The following is a 3,295-nucleotide window of genomic DNA, read 5'->3' as shown; positions in this document are numbered from 1 at the left end:
TCGTTCGCCCTTCGATCCTGTTTACCACGTTGCCTTCGTTTACGGCGCCATCGGCAAAGGCCGCGATGTCCTGACGCGTTTTCACAAACAGAGCATCATCGAGGACGTGCAGTCGGCCGGTTCGGCCGGCAAGGTCAAGCGCGCGCTCGATCGTTTCAAGTCGGAAGGCCGCGGCGTGCTGGTCTACCTGCGCGACGGCGCCGCGGGCGTGCCGGTAAATCGGATCGACGAGGCGGAGACGCATTCGCGCGAGGCCGATCGGCGCCGCCAGTGGCGGGAGGTCGGTGTCGGCGCGCAAATCCTGCGCGACCTTGGCGTCACCTCAATCCGCAATTTATCAGGAACCGCACATGATTATCTCGGCGTGACGGGCTTTGGGATCGAGATCGCGTCGAATGAGCCTTTCGAGTAGCGCCGCCGGCAAGGCGCGTTCGCGGTACCTGCAACTCGGCCGTTTCGGGTGCCAAGCACCCAGACCGGCTGAAGAGATGTTCAACTGAATGCCGGAATCGTCGAGGCCGTGCTCGAGGCGAAAAGCAAGCTCAGGCCTTCCAACAAGGCACGCTTCGCATGAGAACTTTCGAATATTTCAGGCCGCCAGCCTCGATGGGGATTTTTCCGGTTTATTGAAATGCATTCGCGGGAAATCTGCCCAAAAGAATGATTCTTCGCTGCTTGGCTGCATCTTGGTGCCGCTAGAGTGCCACATATCAACGGACGCGAGCAGGGAATGCGCCTACTCCACCAATTTGGAACGCTCGGATCTTGCTGCGCGCGTATCCCTGAAGGGCCCTTCGCGTGGCCAGGAGCGCACAAAAGACCGCGTGATTTCCGAAGCTGCTCTCCGGTGTTCTCAAAGTTCTGGTCTCATTGAAACGGTGCTAACGAGATGGCGATACCAAAAGGGCCTCAGGTCTTCCCCCGTAGCGAGTACTTGCGCAGGCTGACCGCTGTCAAAGAAGCAATGAAGAAGCGCGATGTCGAAGCCCTCGTTGTTACGACATCGGCAAATATAACCTATTTGACGGGCTACACGTCAAAGTCAGCGTATATTCCTCAGGGGCTCATTGTTGAGCTTTCGGAGGAGGAGCCGACGTTCTTTACGCGTCGGATGGATGCTCCGGCGGCAATCCACCAGATGTTCGTCGATCGCGGTCGGATATTCGGCTATCCGGAAGATCTGATTGCCAATCCCGAGCGCGATGGCTTCGACGTGATAGTCGAATTCCTTCATGAGAAGCGGCTCGCAACTCGTGGCATTGGTCTCGAGCTAGGATATCTCGCAGCCCGCACGGCAGAAAAGTTCAAGACCAGAGCTCCAGATGCCAAGCTCGTGGAGTTTACAAACGTGGTCAGCTGGATCCGCGGGGTAAAATCCGACCTGGAGATCGCTCTCATGCGCGAGGCCGCGGTGATTGCCGACGCGGGAATGTTGCGGGCCAGGGAAGTCATCCGTCCCGGAGTCAAAGAGGCCGACGCTGCCGCGGAAATCATCTCAACCCTGGTGCGCGGCGCGGACGGCAAGTCCGGTACCGAGCTGGCAAGTTTTTTTCTGTGTGCCTCTCCGCGCACGTCTACGTGTCATATCCCCTGGAGCGATGATTCGTTCCGACCGGGTTCTCAGGTCAATCTCGAATTCGGCGGAGTGCGCCACGGCTACGTATCCGCTCTCATGCGCACGGTGTCGATCGGAAAACCGTCCGATCGCGTGCGTGCATTGCATGAGGCGGAGGTTGCCGGCCTGGACGCGGCGCTTGCCGCCGTCAAGCCTGGCGCGTCTTGTGGCGATGTCGCTGTCGCTTTCAATAGCACCCTTGAAAAGCACGGGTTCCGAAAGGAGTCACGTTGTGGCTATGCGATTGGAATCGAATGGACCGAACCAACGGCAAGCCTGAAGGTCGGTGACCCGACCATACTGAAACCAAACATGACGTTCCATCTCATGCTTGGCAATTGGGTAGATGAAGATCTTGGCTACGTGATTAGCGAGACCTTCCGTGTAACGGAGACAGGGGTCGAAACATTTTCAAAGCTGCCGCGAGAAATCATAGTAATTTGACGCGCCTGATCCGCGAGCGGTCAACAGCATGTAAATTGCCGCATCCGTTACAATTGGGCTGCGGATTCACTCACTAGAGAGTGCCTTGCGACCTACGGCGCGATTTACTGGCGCTGCACAACCATCGGCGCAAGCCTCGCTCAGGAGGCTCGGCACCTTGAAGCGCTTCACCCAGGACAGAACATGAGAAACGACCTTCCGAAAAATGACTTCAAGGCCGCCCTGCGGGATCGCCAAGTCCAGATCGGCTTCTGGCTGAACCTTATGAGTCCGAGCGCGACAGAGATCGCAGCTGGAGCAGGGTTCGATTGGCTCCTCATCGACATGGAGCACACCGCCAATGAGCCACCGGATGTCGTGCACCACATGCGCGCTGCCGTAGGGGGAACGGCCGAGCCTGCCGTCCGCGTTCCAACAAACGAGCCTGTTCTCGTCAAGCGATTGCTCGACCTGGGCGCCCGCACGCTCCTCTTCCCGTTGGTGCAATCGGCTGACGAAGCCCGCGCCGCGGTTCGCGCGACGCGCTATCCGCCGCACGGAATCAGGGGGATGGGCGGAACGTCTCGCGCGACCCGCTACGGACGCGTGCCGGATTATGCAGTCCGCGCCGCGGACGAACTCTGCGTGCTTGTACAGGTCGAAACCCGAGCAGGACTCGCCGAAATCGACGCTATCGCGGGCGTGGAGGGTGTTGACGGCGTGTTCATCGGACCAGGCGATCTGTCATTCGACTGGGGCTATCCGGGCCAGCACAGGCGGCCGGAGATCTGGAAGGCCATTCTGCATGCCGGCGAACGCATCCGCGCCGCTGGCAAGGCCGCCGGGTTTATGTCGCTCGATGAGCCAGAGAATCGCGAGTTGATCGCTGCTGGCTTCACGTTCTTGGCAGTCGGAATCGACTCGGTGCTTCTCGCCCGCAAAACCGACGAAATTGCAAAGCTGTACAAGAGCTAGACTTGAGCGACGACAGCGCAGCCAAGGTCGTGGTCAGCAAGCAGGTATCTGACACCCTTGCCGGCTGAACTCGTGCGGTCGCTTGCCCTCAGGGGTTTCGATCCGGCGCTTTTTCCAAGAACTTTGCCGCAAAGACACGTTCTCACACGACTTCGTGCCCTCTCCGAAGCTGAGATAGTTGGGTGACGCATCACACAACTCGAAGCTAGTACCCGGAATCAGAGCTGAGTGATACGGCGGCCTTTGAAACGGCGTTGACGGACCTTTTTCTTGGTCCAGACG

The 3,295-nt window shown here is 58.9% G+C and carries 2 protein-coding genes and 1 pseudogene; all 3 read left to right on the top strand.

Annotation, left to right across the window (positions count from 1 at the left end):
• Nucleotides 1–412: pseudogene (locus IF809_RS38205) on the top strand (3,4-dihydroxy-2-butanone-4-phosphate synthase); the annotation flags it as partial.
• 477 nt (nucleotides 413–889) lie between these two features.
• Complete coding sequence (locus tag IF809_RS38200) at nucleotides 890–2,059, top strand: M24 family metallopeptidase (RefSeq protein WP_441258726.1); 1,170 nt, start codon at nucleotides 890–892, stop codon at nucleotides 2,057–2,059.
• A 183-nt stretch (nucleotides 2,060–2,242) separates the two neighbouring features.
• Entirely contained in the window at nucleotides 2,243–3,013 is a 771-nt protein-coding gene (locus IF809_RS38195) for an HpcH/HpaI aldolase family protein (protein ID WP_441258727.1), read from the top strand.
• Nucleotides 3,014–3,295: the final 282 nt, after the last annotated feature.

This window comes from Bradyrhizobium sp. UFLA06-24 (assembly GCF_054967145.1).
Note: the sequence above shows the minus strand (reverse complement) of the source record. Positions and strands in the feature narration are given on the sequence as shown.